Annotated in this window: 16 protein-coding genes and 1 tRNA gene; 14 read left to right on the top strand and 3 right to left on the bottom strand. The window is 42.0% G+C overall.

The window, feature by feature from the left end:
- From lptD to A2517_RS09865, 8 genes are all read left to right on the top strand, one after another.
- Window positions 1–1551, top strand: a 1551-nt coding sequence (lptD, locus tag A2517_RS09900; RefSeq protein WP_294896570.1) for an LPS assembly protein LptD, incomplete at its 5' end; no start/stop codon positions are given.
- Window positions 1552–1564: 13 nt separating this feature from the next.
- A complete protein-coding gene (locus A2517_RS09895; protein ID WP_294896568.1) occupies window positions 1565–2965 on the top strand; it encodes an MlaD family protein in 1401 nt (466 codons plus the stop codon).
- A gap of 1 nt (window position 2966) precedes the next feature.
- Window positions 2967–3635 (top strand): phosphoribosyltransferase, encoded by a 669-nt coding sequence (locus tag A2517_RS09890; RefSeq protein WP_294896566.1) that lies wholly within the window; start codon window positions 2967–2969, stop codon window positions 3633–3635.
- A complete protein-coding gene (locus A2517_RS09885; protein ID WP_294896564.1) occupies window positions 3619–5796 on the top strand; it encodes a polyribonucleotide nucleotidyltransferase in 2178 nt (725 codons plus the stop codon). Before A2517_RS09890 ends, A2517_RS09885 begins: the two co-directional genes overlap by 17 nt.
- Window positions 5797–5888: 92 nt before the next feature.
- A complete protein-coding gene (locus tag A2517_RS09880; RefSeq protein WP_294896562.1) occupies window positions 5889–6266 on the top strand; it encodes a F0F1 ATP synthase subunit C in 378 nt (125 codons plus the stop codon).
- A gap of 52 nt (window positions 6267–6318) precedes the next feature.
- Window positions 6319–6403, top strand: a tRNA-Leu gene (locus A2517_RS09875).
- A 129-nt stretch (window positions 6404–6532) separates the two neighbouring features.
- The gene (locus A2517_RS09870) at window positions 6533–6883 is read left to right on the top strand and encodes a hypothetical protein (protein WP_294896560.1); all 351 of its coding nucleotides are present in this window, start codon (window positions 6533–6535) and stop codon (window positions 6881–6883) included.
- Complete coding sequence (locus A2517_RS09865; RefSeq protein ID WP_294896559.1) at window positions 6883–7626, top strand: exonuclease domain-containing protein; 744 nt, start codon at window positions 6883–6885, stop codon at window positions 7624–7626. The genes A2517_RS09870 and A2517_RS09865 overlap by 1 nt, the downstream gene beginning before the upstream one ends.
- Here A2517_RS09865 and A2517_RS09860 read toward each other — a convergent pair.
- From A2517_RS09860 to A2517_RS09850, 3 genes are read right to left on the bottom strand one after another with little or no spacing between them, the layout of a single operon-like run.
- Window positions 7623–8075 (bottom strand): hypothetical protein, encoded by a 453-nt coding sequence (locus tag A2517_RS09860; protein ID WP_294896558.1) that lies wholly within the window; start codon window positions 8073–8075, stop codon window positions 7623–7625. The genes A2517_RS09865 and A2517_RS09860 overlap by 4 nt on opposite strands.
- Before the next feature lie 2 nt (window positions 8076–8077).
- The gene (locus A2517_RS09855; protein ID WP_294896556.1) at window positions 8078–8491 is read right to left on the bottom strand and encodes a hypothetical protein; all 414 of its coding nucleotides are present in this window, start codon (window positions 8489–8491) and stop codon (window positions 8078–8080) included.
- A gap of 55 nt (window positions 8492–8546) precedes the next feature.
- Window positions 8547–8807, bottom strand: coding sequence for a hypothetical protein (locus A2517_RS09850; protein ID WP_294896554.1), 261 nt, complete (start codon window positions 8805–8807; stop codon window positions 8547–8549).
- A gap of 79 nt (window positions 8808–8886) precedes the next feature.
- Between A2517_RS09850 and A2517_RS09845 the strand changes: the two genes are divergently transcribed.
- The 6 genes from A2517_RS09845 to A2517_RS09820 form a co-directional block, all read left to right on the top strand.
- Window positions 8887–10134, top strand: a complete 1248-nt coding sequence (locus tag A2517_RS09845; protein WP_294896552.1) for a hypothetical protein — start codon at window positions 8887–8889, stop codon at window positions 10132–10134.
- Window positions 10134–11126 (top strand): AAA family ATPase, encoded by a 993-nt coding sequence (locus A2517_RS09840; protein WP_294896550.1) that lies wholly within the window; start codon window positions 10134–10136, stop codon window positions 11124–11126. Before A2517_RS09845 ends, A2517_RS09840 begins: the two co-directional genes overlap by 1 nt.
- The gene (locus A2517_RS09835) at window positions 11123–12202 is read left to right on the top strand and encodes a VWA-like domain-containing protein (protein ID WP_294896548.1); all 1080 of its coding nucleotides are present in this window, start codon (window positions 11123–11125) and stop codon (window positions 12200–12202) included. Before A2517_RS09840 ends, A2517_RS09835 begins: the two co-directional genes overlap by 4 nt.
- Before the next feature lie 78 nt (window positions 12203–12280).
- Window positions 12281–15409 carry an NACHT domain-containing NTPase gene (locus A2517_RS09830; protein WP_294896546.1) on the top strand — a complete coding sequence of 1043 codons (3129 nt, stop codon included), beginning with the start codon at window positions 12281–12283 and terminating at the stop codon, window positions 15407–15409.
- 53 nt (window positions 15410–15462) lie between these two features.
- The gene (locus A2517_RS09825) at window positions 15463–16350 is read left to right on the top strand and encodes an ORF6N domain-containing protein (RefSeq protein ID WP_294896544.1); all 888 of its coding nucleotides are present in this window, start codon (window positions 15463–15465) and stop codon (window positions 16348–16350) included.
- On the top strand, window positions 16347–17344 hold a 998-nt coding region (locus tag A2517_RS09820; protein WP_294896542.1), incomplete at its 3' end, for an AAA family ATPase. The genes A2517_RS09825 and A2517_RS09820, both read left to right, overlap by 4 nt.

The following is a 17344-nucleotide window of genomic DNA, read 5'->3' as shown; positions in this document are numbered from 1 at the left end:
TCGGAAGGGTTTTATTATCAGCAGCCGATCTATTTTGCTCCGCATAACTGGTGGGATTTAGAGCTTCGCCCTCAAATCCGTACAATGCGGGGATCGGGGATCTACTCTGATTTTCGTTTTATCGATACCCCCTCTTCTCAAGGCTCCATTCGGATGGGGTATTTTAAGGAACAGAGTGAATACGCTCTGAAAAATGATTTAGCCCATATTAAACATTACGGGTATGATATTAATTACCGGCATAGTGCCCCTTTGCGTGAATGGTTTGATTCGGATTTAGAGGGAGAATCGGGGCTTTTTATCGATGGTTCATGGATGAATGATGTCGATTATCTGAATCTGCAACAGAGTGATGAAACCCAAAATGTTACCTCAAATCAGGTAATGTCACAGATAAATGCTTATTACAACAGTGAAGATAACTATCTCGGTACCTATTTTAAACATTATCAATATTTGAACTTTGAGAGCAATGACGAGACGATTCAAACGTTACCGACGCTCCATTATCACCGTTATTTGGAAAATTTTTTAGACGACTACCTTTTGATAAGCGGCGATGCAACAGCGACACACTATTATAGAGCGAACGGAAAAAGGGCGATTGAGGGGAATTTTAATCTCCCTCTGACACTTCAAACTTCTTTATTTGAAGAGTATATCGATCTTAGCTATACTATGAACACTTCTGCAAAAGTGATAGGGTTTTATGCGACTGAACGTCCTGCTGAAGAGGGGATGTATGAACCGGGACAATACGCTCAACTCGATCATACGATCAGTATCGGCTCAACGCTCGTTAAGCCGTATGACAACAACATTACCCATGTTATCAACCCGTTTGCCAGCTATACCTCTGCGGGGAGCCGTTATTATGATGGCTACTATGAAACGTATCGGGATTCTTGTGATATTACCGGAACGTATGCCGGAGCAGCATGTGAGTTTTATACCCTCTCCGCTCCTAGTGATACGCTCTCATTAGGAATCAATAACTATCTTTTTGAAAATGGGTCACAATGGTTAGTAGATCGACTCTCACAAAACTTCCGTTACGATGACCAAGGGAGCTATTACGGTGAATTGCAAAATGAGCTGGAGTGGATGATCACCCGTACTATCTCGTTTTATAATCAAACGGCTTTTAATCATGATCGCAATCGAATCACGAAAGAGCAAAATACACTTCGCTATAATGGTGAAGTTGTGAGTGCCGGACTGAGTCATTATTATACCGATCAGCTTCGTAACAATAGTGCGGTGTATGCCTCTTATTGGACGGCAGATGCTGCGTATCAGTATAATCGTAACTATAAAATCTTTGGTAATATCGCCTACGATTACACGGAAGCGTTACTAAAACGGAATGAAATCGGAGTATTGTACTCGCAACGGTGTTTTGACCTTGGAATCCGATACGTTCAAAATCGGCGGCCGGTTTTAACCAACAGCAGTGCGAATGATTCCGTCGAAGATTCATATATTTTTATTAGCATAATTTTAAAACCGATCGGTGGGGCAGAGTTCGATTATAAACTCACCGGTAATTAAGAGGGGATTACGTATGAAACTGGAAGCTAAAATCGGTCTCTTTGTCGTGATGGCGTTAGGTGCATTATTGTTTCTATCAACGCAGGTAACGTCTCTCGGAAAATGGGGAAGCGAAGGTTATCCGGTAGAAGCGTATATCGAAGATGCTTCAGGTATCGAAAAACATACCCATGTCTTAATGAACGGGGTTACCATCGGAGATGTGGAAGAGATCGAGATTGAAGGGAAGCGGGTTAAACTTACCTTAATGGTTAATAACGATGTGAAAATTCCGGATGATTCATCCGTTATTGTTGCACAAGAATCACTCTTGGGTTCGAAAGTTATTAATATCGTTGTTGGGGATTCAACAGCCTTTTTGTCATCTGGGGGAGTTTTGTCACAGTCTAAACGGTATGCTTCGTTTGATCAAACCAGTGACTCGGTAAATGCTGCTGCTAAAGAATTAGAACTTTTACTGAAAGATTTTCGCTCAACACTTGATGATGAACACCGTGCTGCAATCCAAGAGATGATTATTGCGTTTCGAAATGTAGGAGTTAATCTTGATGGAGTGATTGTCGATAATCGTGAAGACCTTCATGAAGCGATCATCAATTTCAGAGCGATGTCCGCCGGATTTGCGCAGAGTGCCGACACGGTCAATAAAGACCTTCCGGCGATTATGACACGTATTAACTCTTTGACGGCACGTTTAGATAACATTAGCGGTTCGTTAGAGAACAAACTTCCCGAAGCGGTTGATAAGTTTGTCAAAATCGAAGATAATGTAAGTGTTATACTCACCGAAAATAGGTCTTCACTGAAAGAGACGATTGCAAATGCGGGCTCGTTTTTCAAAAGCGGAGAAGAGGCATTCGGTAAAATAGATTCAATGTTGAGCAACTTTACCACCAGTGAATTGCAAGTGGCCATGCACACAGATTATATGATGCGGGATCAATATGGAAAAGTCTATTTAGGGGTAACTTACCTCCCAAACCCCGAAACCTATTATATGTTTGATTTAGTCAGTACCGATGATTATTCCCAATACGACACGAATCCTCCGGGCAAAAATATCAAAGGAGAAACCTATTATTCTCTCCAATACGGAAAACGGTTTGATAACACGTTATTACGATTTGGAGCAATCGAATCAACCGGTGGAGTTGGAGTCGATTATTTTATGGATCATGATCGGTTGAAATTCAGTGCCGAAGCGTTTGATTTTAATGCTGTCAATGATATTCGTGGAACACGTGCCCATCTTAAGGCTCAAGTACGGTATCAAATGCTTAAACATCTTGAACTTTACGGCGGATGGGATAACTTTCTCAATCCGCAATCACAAAATATTTTCTTAGGATTAGGCCTGAGATTTATCGACAACGATCTTAAATATTTGAGTGGTGCTGCTTCGATGGCAAAATAATATGAGAATACAACGTTATTTATTTAAAGACCGTTCTGATGCCGCTTCGCAGCTCAAAGAACTCCTCCCTCTGGATCGGATGAAGGGTGAAGGGTGGAATCTGATTGCTGTTTCGTCTGGAGGATTAATAATCGCTTCAGAGATGAATAAGCGTCTTAAATTACCGATAGATTTTATTTTCTCTGCCAGTATCACCGCTCCCCAAAATCCGGAATGTGAGTTGGCAAGGGTGAGTGAGACTGAAGAGATTGTTATCCATCAAGCCCTTGTCGATTCGTTTGAGATACAGGTGGATTATATTTACGGCGAGGCAACGCGCAAACACGAAGAAAAAATTCTCAGTGCGGTTTATCAATACCGTAAAGGAGAACATTTCAAATCGATGAAGGGGAAAAACATACTTCTGATTGATGAGGGGAGTGAGACAGGGTTAAAATTGATGTGTGCGATCAAAACGGCATTTGCTCAAAAAGCCAAAGCGGTCTACGTCGCGGCACCGATTATGCCCACCAGTGTTGTAGAAGCATTGGACCCGATTGTAGATGGGGTATTTTGCCTTCAAGAGATCGAAGACTATATCGATACGGGGTATTATTACCACGAATTTGAGACGGTAGACGAAGAAACTATAGAGACTATATTGGAGAGAAGAGATGAATTACAACGTTGAATTAGAGTTAAAAAATAAAACCGAAGCGTATGCTTTTAATCAAGTCGCAGCACAAGCCAACGGAGCCGTTTGGCTCAAATGCGGAGATACCGTTATTTTAGCAACGGTCGTTGTTGATGAGACCGATTTTGTCGATGAGGATTTTTTACCGCTTACGGTTCAGTATATTGAGAAAAGTTACGCTGCAGGAAAATTTCCGGGCGGATTTATCAAACGTGAAACCAAACCGAGCGATTTTGAAACATTGACATCACGAATTGTCGACCGATCCCTTCGTCCGTTGTTCCCAAAAGGGTTCGCAAACCCGATCCAAATCACGGTTATGGTTTTAAGTGCCGATAAAGAGGCTGATTTACAAGTATTGGCACTTAATGCGGCGTCAGCAGCACTCTATGTATCGGATATCGATATTTTTAATTCGGTGAGTGCGGTACGTGTCGGTAAAATCGATGGAGAGATCGTTTTTAATCCGACACGCAGCCAGCTCGAAAAAAGCACCCTTGATCTGTATTTGGCTGGAAGCAAAGATGATATGCTCATGATCGAGATGCAAACACTCGGAAGCGATGAGATGGAAATCCTCGAGATTGGTATGATTGATCCGATGGTTGATCCTGCAATGAGTGTCCCCGCCATTCCTGTACGAGTATCCAATGCGATGCACGAAGATGAGTTGATCCGTGTTCTTGCTTCAGCACAAGAGGCTTTGTTTGAATCGAACAGCGCGTATGAGGCTGCATTTAAACCGTTCGCATCCGCACCGTTTGAACTTCAGTATGTCATCAGTGAAATAAACAAAGAGATGATGGAGTATGTTCGTGTAAACCATACCGAAGATCTCAAGCGCGGGATTAGCCAAATGGCGAAAACAGAACGTTCTACCGCATTACGCACGATTCGTAAAACCATTATGGGTGAAAAGCCGGAGTGGAATGAGCATGAGTTGAAAAAAGCGATCGAATCGGTGAAAAGAACAATGGTACGTACCCAAATTTTGGATGAAAAAGTGCGAGCTGATGGTCGCGCACTCGATGAAGTACGTCCGATTCGAATCGAGACCAATGTACTTCCGAGCGCACACGCTTCAGCTCTCTTTACCCGTGGACAAACCCAAGCACTGGTTATTTTGACTCTGGGTGGGATGAAAGATGCGCAGATGTTTGAGAACCTTACCGACAGCGGCACCCAAAACGAAGCGTTTATGGTTCATTACAATTTTCCGGGATTTAGTGTCGGGGAGCCATCACCGATCGGTGCGCCGCGCCGTCGTGAATTGGGACACGGCAATCTCGCCAAGCGAGCATTAGAAGGTGCCTGTGTCCGTAACGGACAAACGATTCGTCTTGTTTCTGAAATTTTGGAATCGAACGGTTCTTCATCCATGGCTACCGTATGCGGCGGCTATATGGCGCTTCGTGCAGGAGACATTGAGATGGCCGATCCTATCGCAGGTGTTGCTATGGGGATGGTGCAAGAGGGTTCGCACCATGCGATTTTGACCGATATCATGGGTCTTGAAGACCATGACGGTGACTTGGATTTCAAAGTAGCGGGCTCGAAAGAGGGGATTACCGCAATGCAGATGGATATCAAACTCGGCGGTATCCATTTGGATGTTCTCCAAGAAGCACTCTATCAAGCGGCCAAAGCACGAGCCCATATCATTGACATTATGATAAGCAGTGAAGAGAACATCGAGCTTAACGAAGGGACATTACCGAGTACCGATCTTTTCCATATCGATCCGAGTTTTATCGGAGATATTATCGGACAAGCGGGTAAAACGATTCGTGAGATTATCGAGCGTTTCGACGTAACGATTGATATCGATAAGAAAAAAGGGTCTGTTAAATTGACAGGGAAAAACCGTGACGGACTTCGCGGGGCACGTGATCACATCGAAGGGATCGTTAGCGGTGCAACTCCGGTTGAGAAAGTGGAATACAAAGTGGGCGATGTCGTTAAAGGAAAAGTGAAAAAGATTGTCGATTTCGGCGCTTTTATCGAACTTCCGGGGGGAGTGGATGGATTAATCCATATCTCTAAACTCTCTGATGGACACATTAGCCGTGTAAGCGATGCGGTGAGTGAGGGGGATGAACTGATGGTAGAGATCGTCGAGTTTAAAGGTAATAAAATCGGGCTAGGGAGAGCTAAGTAATTTTTTAGCTCATTAAAACTATAATTCCACCCACAAAGTGATAAGTAGGGATACTATCCGAACGGACTTTGATTTAAATACGGAGATTACTTATGAAAAAAGTTCTTTTTCTTATGCTCGCTCTTGTTGCTTCAGTATTCGGTGCTGAAGAAGCGGTAGCGGTTGTTGAAGGCGCTGTTGAAGCGGCACCAGCTGTAGCTGCTGCATCTGCGGACGTTGCAAACCAAACATTGAAAGCGTACTCTATGATCGCTGCGGGTGTTGGTCTTGGTTTGGCTGCTCTTGGTGGAGCAATCGGTATGGGTAGCACTGCTGCTGCAACTATCGCTGGTACAGCTCGTAACCCAGGTCTTGGCGGAAAATTGATGACTACTATGTTCATCGCTCTTGCTATGATCGAAGCACAAGTTATTTATACGCTTGTTATCGCTCTTATCGCTCTTTACGCTAACCCATATTTGGCTGCGTAAGGTTCGACCTTTTCTTCCGGTCAGCTTCGGCTGATCGCTTTCTTTTTTTTACGCGGACGTGGTGGAACGGTAGACACACTACCTTGAGGTGGTAGCGCATTACGTGTGTGGGGGTTCAAATCCCCCCGTCCGCACCATCTATTTTTCTTCTTCAAAATCAATCAAATTTCAACCTTTTCTTCATAAACATCTTCTTTCCTCTTGGTATATTGTCATATTTTTGAAGTATAATGAGATATGCAAATCTCATGTCCTAAGGATTAAAAATGGCCTATATTACACAATTAAAACATTTGATACAAAACGAGTTGATCCCGGATGTGGAAGAACACATCGACGATATTTTTGAATCGATCGCTTCTCAAAAAGATGCAACAGTTGAAGAGCGTGCACAGCTTGAAGATATGCAAGCGCTTCGTGATGAATATAAAGATCTTCTCAAAGAGATTAACAGCGGCGATATCGACGAAGAAGAGGCAGAACAACTTTATACCGAACTCACCTCCATGCGTGAGGGTGAAGGGGATGAAGAGGATGACCTTTATGACGATGAAGAGGATGAGGACGAAGACGATTACGATGAGTTTGATCTTGAAGACGAAGACAATCAGTATTAATGGCAAAGTACGTTTTACTTGATACGGAGACGACAGGAGCCTCAGAGGAAGACCGCATCATCCAACTCGGATTTATGGTACTGGACGGAAAGAGCGTTGAAGTGTATAACGATCTTTGTTTAGCTCCGATTCCTATCGGATACGGTGCTATGGAAGTGCATGGGATTACCCCTGAAATGATCGAAGGGAAGGCATTGTGCAGTGAGACTCGCGCATTTCAGACATTGTCCGAGCTTAATACTGCCGAGAATGTCCTTATTATCCATAATGCTCCATTTGATTTAGGGATGCTCTCTAAAGAGAGTTTTACGTCACAGATGCGTCTCATTGATACGTTGCGATGTGCAAGACATTTGTTTGATGACGAAGAGTCTCATCGTTTGCAGTATTTTCGCTATCGATTTGGGTTATATAAGATAGAGCAAGCTGAAGCAGATGCCCTCGGCATCGAAGTGAAAGCGCATGATGCCATCGGAGATGTTTTGGTATTGAAACTTTTTCTTACTGAACTTCGAAAACGGTTGCAGGAACGCTTTGCTGGGGTCAATCCGATAGATAAGATGGTTGAGCTGACTCAAACTCCCGTGTTTTATACACGTCCATTGAAGTTCGGAAAATACAAAGGTAAAACACTCACCGAGATTGCTGATGCAGATCGTGGATATCTCACGTGGATGCTAGGAAATATGGATAGCCTTGATGAGGATATGCGGTATTCAATCGAAAGAGTTTTGGCTTCTTAAAGTAATTGTTTATGCTGGATCACTTGAGAAGTATCTACTACGAGATTATCCATATTATGCTCAAGTGCGTAAGTCATGAGGTCAAAAACATCATGAACCATTTGAAATTCGCTGTACTCGTCAGATGCAGTAATAACTGTCATATAGAAGTGTTTTGCAAAGAAAAGATCTTGCACGCGTGAGAGGATGTTGTTTGCCGCTTTAATCCCCTGTTCTTCGTTCGTATTGTCAAAGATAATGGCGCAAAAGTTTTTTTGGAAAAAGATGAGAATATCACTTTCACGAAGATGTTTGGAGCAGAGACTCAAATCACCGTTTTCCTCAGAAATATAGGCAAGTGCGATCGAATATTTCGTATGATAACGAATAAAGCGGTAATGGAACTCTGTAATCTCTGCAATCAACTGTTCTTGAAAGTTTTGACGATGTTGATTGAGAGTATTAATCATGATTAACTGCTTAGTTCCGCTCTATTGTTTTCAATGGAGTCATGCAATTGTGTAAATAATTCAGGTACCATTGTGTCAATATCGTCGTATTGATTCGCATTGACAATAGATGTAAAGAATTGCGATGAACAAAACGTACATTTACAATGTGCTAAAAAATTATTGGCAGCCAGTTGGCCTGTTTCAGTGTTTGTAGAGTCAAAAATGATTGCACATGTATGTTGGTCCAAAGTAATCAAACGGTCAGTCTGACGTACACAGTTGGATAATTGACTAAAACTCACATCATCATAGCAGCGCAAAAGAACGATAGAATAATTGATCTGATAACGTTTTAGTCGATAATCATATTTTTTGATATGTTGAACTAACGGTTCTTGTAGAATAAAGCACTCATCTCTTAATGCGTTCGGCATGAACCCAAACCTTTTTATATTTTAGTTACATTGTAGCATATTATGTTCGGATTTTTTAAAATGTTGTTTTAGTGGATGTAGCAATTTCGCTGAGCCGATAGGCTGCATCGACATGACCGCTTTTCATAGCCTTCTTCCACCATTCCATCGCTTTATCGATATCCTTTTCTACCCCTTCGCCGTAAAAATAGATCATCCCCATATGAAATTGTGCTTCAGAATCACGTTTGTAGGCGGCTAATGGGTAGAGAAGCTCATAGGCTTTGGTAAAATCTCCCGCGTCATAAGCGGCGATTCCCTCATAAAGTTCATCCATCGTTAAAATCCTTTTAAACTATTGGCGTCATTATACCTTTGTGTGAGTTTTTTTAGAGTCTCTGAATATAATACGCCCTATGAACTATGAAGTATTAAGCGGAAAGTCGGTTTTACTGTTAGGGAAAACCCGTGCACTCAACTCTGATGAGTTCGATACCCTCCTCAAACTCCATAAAATCACCCGTGTAGAGAGCTATAGCGAAGATGTTGCCCTCATTATCGAGGGGCGGATGATGAATCCTTACGAGCAGGGGGAGTCTGCACGTCTTTATGAAACGCAGCGTGCCCCGATCGTGGACCTTTCAAGTGTCGAAGAGTGGTTATGCCGCTCCATCGAGCCCAATCGATTGCTGATGAGTCTCAAACTCTCTCGCAATCAGGAGCGACTCGTCGATTTCCTCCAAAATCCCTACATTACCGATGAACTTTTTTTTAAACTCCTCAAACTCTACGATTGGCGATGCGAGGGGCTATTTGATAATGACGCCAATCGTGATGTGACGGCAGCGATAATCGGACGATTTTACGTCGATTTGGATCGCAATCATAACGTGCAGTATGCGATGAGCGGATTAGCACATTTGATCGAGCGGTATGGAAACCCAGAATTGATTCATGCCATTACGGAACTCTCCCCTATAGCCAATGAAATCAAGAATTCCAATGATCGCTCTTTGATCGGCGTATTGGATGCGATTGCACTTCACCCCGATACGCAGGAGAATATTTTGCGTCTGTTGTTGGAGGAGAGGGCGGGTTTGTTAGCTCATCGGGAGCCGTTGGCACTAGAGAGCGAATTATTGGCACTTCAAAATGAAGAGCTCAATTCACTGCTCGCTCAAAACGCTACACTCTCACGAGAGGGCGCATTGCAGTTAGAGAGTGCATATCCCCATTTAATAGCATCGAAAACACTACTGAATGAGGATCGTTTCGGGCGGTTGTTGGAGAATTATGCCGTGAATTTGGCAGCGAATCCGAGCCTCACACCCGCGATGCAACAAAAACTCTATTCTCTAAATGATGATAGAATATCAGGAACGCTCGCTTCGAACCCTATTACGTTGAGAGAAATTTTGGATCACCTCTTTGAGAGGGGAGAATTTTCCGCTTCTCTCGCTTCCAACCCCTCACTCTCTCATGATAAGCTGGAGTTACTTGCTACAAGCACTGATGCTGACGTGTTAGTGGCACTTGCATCGAATATGGCCACACCGATCGAAACCCTCTATCAGCTCTCACTCGATCGACGGTTTGAGAGGGCGGTGAAAACAAACCCGACTTTTGGAAAACACATACAAACTCATAATATAGGATGGTTCTGATGCGCAGTTCACAGGCGAAAATAACGGTAGAATCTCTCATCGAATCGCAGATTCCGACCTTTTTGTGGGGGGCACCTGGGATCGGGAAATCCTCTATCATTAAACAGATTGCCTCGGAGAAAAATCTCGAGTGCATCGACTTGCGCCTCTCCTTGCTCGATCCCACCGATCTTAAAGGGATTCCATTTTATGAGAAAGAGTCCCATACCGCACTCTGGGCGCCGCCGTCGTTTTTACCGCGTGAGGGGGAGGGGATATTGTTTCTCGATGAGCTCAACGCCGCTGCCCCTGCCGTACAGGCTTCAGCGTATCAGCTGATACTCGATCGTAAGGTGGGGGAGTATATTCTCCCTGATGGATGGTCTATCGTCGCGGCGGGAAATCGTGAGGGGGATCGCGGGGTCGTTTATCGTCTCCCCTCACCGCTGGCCAACCGATTCGTCCATATCGAGATGGAGGTGAGTGCACTAGATTGGCGGGAATGGGCGGTAAAATCGCGCATTGACCCCCGCCTAATTGCCTATATCGGGTTTAAAAACAGCGCACTGTTTGGATTTGATCCTCTGAAAAATGTCCGCAGTTTTGCGACGCCGCGCAGTTGGGAAGCGGTTCATAAAATCCTCCAAAGCCCTTTGCCTCAGAATCTCCTTCTTGAGGCGATCAGCGGAGCGGTGGGGGAAGATGCGGCGGTCGATTTTCTGGGGTTTTGTAAAATCATGGATAACCTCCCCAATGTGGATGCGATTTTGCGCGGCGAAGAGTGTGAGGCTCCGAGTGAACTCTCTACCCTTTATGCCCTCTCCAATGTCCTCGTATCACGACTATTGCAGACTCCAAACGAAGAGGCACTCTCTCATGTGTTGCGCTATACGTTGAAGCTCAAAAATGAGTTTGCCGTTCTCATCGTCCAAGACCTCCAGCGTCAGGGTGTCGCGATGGAGCATTTGGATGCGTTTGGCGAATGGGTTGAGGCGTACGCGTATCTGCTATGATCGATTTTTCTCCTCTCAAAGCTAAATTACTCCTCGATTATCCGTATTTCGGTACCATCGCGAGCGGTATGGAGAGTGTCGTCAACGATAACATCGAGAGTTTTGCCACTCGAGAGGGGCGGTTCGAGTATCGTGAGGGGTACATGGAATCTCTGAGTGAGGGTGAGCGGATGTTTGCTTTGTGTAACTCTGCTTTGCATGAGGCGTTGAGCCATACGCATAGGCGGGGGAACCGCAGTCCATGGCTATGGAATATGGCGTGTGATTACGCGATTAATACGTTGCTGATCGAGAGCGGCTTTACACCGCCTCTTGCAATCACCTATGATAAGCGGTTTGGCAATCTTAGTGCCGAAGAGATTTATCATGAGCTTTCATTAGAGTTTTTAGATCAGGAACAAAACGACCGTGACAGTGATGAAGGGCGAGATAATGAGGGGCTGGATGAAAAACTCTCCCGTGCCCAGCGAGAGAAACGCTCCGAAGAGGCGCTGGAGAAATCAGACCCTTTCAGCGAAGCGATCCATCATCTGATCCAACCGAAACAAAAGTCTCTCATCGATTGGCGTAGTGAACTGCGCGAGAGGGTTGGGGGGTATTATGTGAGCGATTACACCCTCATCCCTCCGAGTAAAAAGCTCCTGTATGACGGTGTCTATCTGCCGGGGGTACATTCGCGCCATTTGGAGTTGGCCATTGCGATTGACAGTTCGGGATCGGTCGATGAGGTGCTACTCTCGCAATTTATTAGTGAGGTCGAGTCGATCACGGAACTGTTCGGCTCTTATACGATCGATCTGATCGTCTGCGATGATCGAATCCGCTCCTATGAGACATTTGAGCGGGGAGAAGCAATCACCTATGCTCTCAGCGGCGGTGCGGGAACTGATTTTAGACCTGTATTTGAGTTGATTGAGACATGGATGAATCAGCCGAAACTCTTGCTCTATTTCACCGATTTAGATGGCAAGTTTCCCCCTTATGAACCGCCGTATGAGGTGCTTTGGATTGTACCTATGATGATGGAGACTTCGTTTGGGCGAGTGATAGAGATAAAAGATCATCTTGATATTTAGTAATTTAAAAGACATAAAGTATTATCATCATTTAACACTTTTTAAATTTAATTGTTCCAATAAGGATGAGATATATCTATGATAAAAAAAGAACAGATTCAAAATATAGTAAGTATTATTCCTGATGCGTTAAAAACTTTATCAGGTTTTGTAAAAAAATCATTTGAAGAAAATGGGCAAGATGCATTAGAAAATGCAAATGGGGTTGCAGGTGTATTGGTTAAATTATTCGGTAAAGAATATATCGATCAATATTTTGCACAAATTACAAAAGACAAACTAAAAGATTTTGGCTCAGTGATTTATCTGAAAGCATCGCTTTTACAAGCAGGGAATTCTATTGAAGCAGTCTTTGGAGAGGATTATCAAAATAAGAACAAAGTCAATATTGAACAGATAAAACAGAAGATTGAAGAAACTATCGCGACGTTTGATGCTAAAAATATATTAACTATTTTTCAACCGAAATATCATCCGATAGTTCAGTTTACCAAAAATACGATTCGAGAAACCCTTTTATCCGTCGGTTTTGAGAATCAAGAATACAATACTTTTGTCAAACATTTTAATGAAAATATCACGGGTACTATTGTCTCTTGCTTCGGAGAAGAAGATTACAAAAAACATACCGATGCGGTCAAAAAATACCTTTTCAATGAACGTGAAGCAGAATTTCTCTCAGATATGTTTGCACTTCGGAAAATTGGATTTAAAGAAGATGAAGACCTGAAATATGAAGAAACGTACGGAAAATTTGAAAATATAACGAATTTATTTCCATCTGAATATGTTAAATTGTCACAAATAGAACACGAAGAAAATAAGTTATCTTCGGTAGAAGAACTGATCGAAAAATACTACAGCTCTAAAGAAAAACCGACACTCAGAGAAATAGTGTTTATCATTGCAGACTTCGGTAAAGGGAAATCGGTCTTTTTACGACAATATGCATCGAAACTGGCACAAAATTATGTCGAAACGGTAGAGGGGTACTTTCCCGTTTATTTCAATCTGAGAAATTTTGCTAGTTATCAGTCTGGCGCGAAAGGGGGAGTAATTGCAGACTTTATGCGAAAAGATTATGGGATTGATATTTTTAACATTCATGAGGATCAAAAGCGAAAATATGCATTTTTAATTGACTCATTAGATGAGAGTGGAGAACTCAATAAATATGCGATTGAAAATGTTATCAACTCAGTGCAGGATATTCAAAGCATTGATCCGGTGCTCTTTAGAGAGAATAGAATCATTATCACATCACGACCGTTTGACGATGGCTTGGAATCACAAATCAAAAAACATGAACCATACTCAGATGAAAACCATCACCAGTATTTCATTTCTGTACACGGATTTACAAAAGATCAATTCAATGATTGGGTGCGAGACAGTTTAAAACATTATCTGAATAAAAAACCGATACAGACGAATTCATTTACAGAACGTATCGTTGCAAGTATTCAAGACGATAGCTATCTAGTAGACATTCATAAGTTGCTTATAGAAAATAGAACGCTAACGGACGAGGAATTAAAACGACCGATTTTTGCTTATATGATCTATCAGCTCATTGTCAACAATGTTGATTTCTCGACGATTGGGAAAACGGGAGTGTATCTCTCATTTTTGAATCTTCTAACAAAGGATGCGAAGCATGTGAATGATGTCGATTGCAAATTTAATCTACAAGACGAAATCGAATCACGAAATATTTTGCATGCTATTGCGGCGTTATGGATGTATGAAAAACAGCAAGGCAAGCAGGGGACGCTCAGAAAAGCCGATATTTTTAGGGTCTTGGAAGGGGCAAAAATTAATGACGACGATAATAGAGTATTGGAAGAGAACAAAGGTAATAATGCCTCGAATATAAAATTTTTGTCTCACTCCTATTTTGGGGCAAAAGACGATCTTTTACATTTTCAGCACCAGTCTTTTGCAGAAATGCTACTTGCAGAGTATTATCTGAAAATTTTTATCAAGTACGCTTTGGATGATGATGTAAAATCGGAAGATGCGAGGGTTCTTTTAAATTTAGGAGAGCCAACAGAACAAACGGTTATCTTTTTTAAAGAGTTGTTGCAATTATTAAAAGACAGCTGCTTGCCTAATGAGATAGAAAAAAGAAAACTTTTATTCCCATTGATGGCATCCTTGGCTACCGAAAAGCATAATAAGAAAATGCGATGTAATAGATTATATTATACATGGCTTGAGCAAGTTCCTCTAAGTAATTCGACGTTTTATCCCGAAAAATTGATAAAAGATTGGTGTATTGACGAAGGAAAGATAGAGAAGATTATTATATTGGCAAAAACGATTCTCGAATCGAATAAAGAGTATTTAACAACCAAAGCGAACTTTCACACAGCATTGTTTGACAGAGAAGTTGTCGAAATTGAAAATGAGCGGTTGAATCGCGCTCCTCATAATATCGATAAATGGTTAGCACTATTGGTTGGGAATATTTTACATACGGATATTGAAAAACGTCTCTTTTTTAATGGGATGATAAATACGCCTGAAGTGTTTTTTGAGATGATGAAAGATTGGATGTATATGTATGGTATAGGTACTCCAAATTGGGCAGGTGGTTATTTTAAAGGAATTATTACAAAAAATAAAAATAAGAAAATTGATTTTAAAAGTATTGAAATGTATGATATTGACTTTTCGTATTCAGTATTGAATGATATAGAAATAAAAAATTGTAACATAATAAACTGCAAATTTGATTTTTGTGAATTTGCATTTGTTGATATATTTGCATTTATTTATAGAACTACATTTGATAATATTGTTAATCTTAAAGATTCGATAGTTCTTTTAAAAAATGAAATATTGGCTGTACAGTTAGCACAAAAATTTGCTCCAAAAGATATAGGAATTAGTTTTGAAAGAAGACCTTTTTTAACTGATGAAATTTATACTACTTTTACGCGTGGTGATAAAAATAGATCGCATATTGATAAAAATAGACTAAATGATAAGTTGAATGTCATAAGAGGATTTTTAGCATATGGATTAAAAAAACGAGTATTTACAGTGGATGAAATTATTGATGCCTATGAATATAATTCGGATGAAACAAAAGAACGATTTATTCAAGAAGTACAAGCATTGGCAAAAGATATTAAAGCTCCAGTTAGAAAGTCTAGACGATTGAAAAAAACAAAAGAAGTTCAAGCGGTAGATGAAGAATAAAATATTTGGAAAAATAATCGGTAGTATTATCGCGATCACGAAAAGCTATAACTATGAATGAAATTTCTATTATAGATGAACACACCATCCAAAACAAGATTTACACCCTTCGTGGTTTACAGGTGATGTTGGACAGAGATTTAGCGGAGTTGTACGGGGTCAAACCTATCCGTCTTCGAGAACAGGTGAAACGTAATATTGATAGATTTCCTGAAGATTTTATGTTTCAGCTCACCAATCAGGAGATCGATACACTGGTATCGCAAAATGCGATACCCTCCAAAAGCCATCTGGGCGGAAGTTTGCCGTATGTTTTTACCGAGCAGGGGGTCGCAAGTATTTCGGGTGTTTTGACCAATAAAATTGCTATCGAAATCAACATAAAAATTATGAGAGCTTTTGTTGAGATGCGTCGTTTCTTTTCTCAAAACGGATTACTTTTTCAACGCCTTGATCGATTGGAAAGTATCCAAATGGAACACAAAATAGAATCCGATAAAAAATTCAATGAACTCTTTAACGCTATAGAATCCAAAGAGCTCAAACCCGATCACGGGATATTTTATGAGAACCAAATTTTTGATGCTTATGTGTTTGCTAGCAATTTAATCAAAAGTGCCAAACGCTCTATCGTCCTCATCGATAATTATGTCGATGAGAGTGTATTGGTACTATTATCCAAACGAATCGATGGATGCCGAGCAACGATCTACACCAAAACAATCACTTCGCAACTCTCACTAGATCTTAAAAAACATAATGTTCAATATCCACCCATAGAGATCAAAGAGTTTTCTGCTTCGCATGATCGCTTTTTAATTCTCGATGAGGAGGAGATATACCATATTGGGGCAAGTCTTAAAGATTTGGGTAAAAAGTGGTTTGCGTTCTCGAAGTTTGACAAAGGGTCGGTTGAGATGTTGGGGCGGTTGGAGGGATGATTGAAACCGCGTTAAAGATCTTAGAAACCTCCAATCTCTTTATCACCGGCGGTGCGGGATCGGGGAAAACGACCCTCACCCGCGCGCTCATCGAGGATGCCGTGCAAAAAGGAAAATCGGTTGCCCGTCTCGCCTCGACGGGGATGGCGGCGACGCTGATCGGGGGGCAGACCCTCCATAGCTTTTTCGATCTGGGGATTGCTAATTCTCAAGAAGAGCTAGAGCGTAACGGCAAACTCGACCCCTCTAAAAAAATCATCAAACTTATCCGCTCGATGCAGATCATTGTTATCGATGAGATTTCGATGGTGGGTGCGCCACTGCTGGATATGATACGGCTTCGTCTGCTCCAAGCAGAATTTAGCGGACGGGTCATCGTAGTCGGGGATTTTTTACAGCTTCCACCCGTGACGCGCGGGAATGAACCGATCTATTTTGCGTTTGAGTCACCGAGCTGGGAGCGACTGGGCTTTGAAACACTCCACTTGGAGGGGTCATTCCGTACCCACGAAGCGGAGTTTTTGAGCCTACTCGAAAAAGTACGCCATGCCCGTCTCGATGATGAAGCTCACGAAGCACTCGAAGAACTAATCAAACCGTTGAATGAAGATATGAGCACGATGACCCTGCTGTTTGGGAAAAACATTAGTGCCCAAAACCATAACCGCTCTCAGTTGGAACATCTAAACGGTGAGATTATCGAGGTTGAGACTTATGTCACACTCCATGATAAAAAGATGCAGGAACGCGATGTGGAGCGGTTTATGATCGAGAGTCGCATCGAGTCTGTTTTGGCTCTGAAAGTGGGTGCTCCAATCCTCTTTACCCGCAATGCATGGAACTATTATAACGGTGAGAGGGGACGAATCACCTCTATAGAAGAAGAGGTCATCTGGGTTAAAAAAGAGGATGGTGTTAGTGTTAAAGTAGAGCGGGTCGATACCACTAAAACCCGCTGGGTAGAAAAAGGGAGCACGGCAAGTGAAGAGAAACT

The sequence above is a fragment of the Sulfuricurvum sp. RIFOXYD12_FULL_44_77 genome, assembly GCF_001830725.1.
GTDB classification, from domain to species: domain Bacteria; phylum Campylobacterota; class Campylobacteria; order Campylobacterales; family Sulfurimonadaceae; genus Sulfuricurvum; species Sulfuricurvum kujiense_A.
The sequence above is the reverse complement of the archived record's forward strand: the minus strand, read 5'-3'. Positions and strand labels throughout refer to the sequence as shown.